This is a genomic window from Aphanothece microscopica RSMan92, assembly GCF_046613545.2.
In the GTDB taxonomy this organism is placed as follows: domain Bacteria; phylum Cyanobacteriota; class Cyanobacteriia; order PCC-6307; family Cyanobiaceae; genus NIES-981.
On the sequence record NZ_JBKKKY020000496.1, the window covers coordinates 1 to 473 of the forward strand.

Below are 473 nucleotides of genomic sequence, written 5' to 3' on the forward strand. Positions count from 1 at the left end.
TCCTGACAATTCCGTATTGGGCCTGAAAGTCATTCCGCCAGCTATTTTTATCTTTTTTATATTCACCCAGGGCGTTCAGGTAGATACCGAAAGCCACGGAGCTTACTGCTCCACCCGTCCAGTTGGAACTAAAACTACCCTGATTAAGGTTAGCCCCAAACTCTGTCTTCTTTTTCCAGTAAGAAGTGTCCTTAGGCATTTCATTTTGAGCAAGCAGGGTTGAAGCAGAAATTACCACTGCCAGAATAGTGAGTGTCTTGTGTTTTTTCATTCTTTAAAATGTTTAGGTGAGAGGAGCATTAAAATATTTCAACTTTCTTTGACTGGAATAACTGCATGGGTAAGATCACGGTGGTATCTTCACTTTGAATTGTTACCGATACATTATCTATACGGGTGATGGTGCCTTTCACATCATCAAGCTTCACAACTTGCCCTTCCTTGAATTTATTACGGCTGTAAATAGACCCCAG

General features: G+C 41.2%; 2 protein-coding genes. Both read right to left on the bottom strand.

Annotated features, from left to right (window positions below):
* A partial coding sequence (locus tag ACLD7X_RS18720) for a DUF3078 domain-containing protein (protein ID WP_411425185.1) occupies positions 1–271 on the bottom strand: 271 nt, incomplete at its 3' end.
* Positions 272–299: 28 nt separating this feature from the next.
* Positions 300–473, bottom strand: a complete 174-nt coding sequence (locus ACLD7X_RS18725; RefSeq protein WP_411425186.1) for a mechanosensitive ion channel domain-containing protein — start codon at positions 471–473, stop codon at positions 300–302.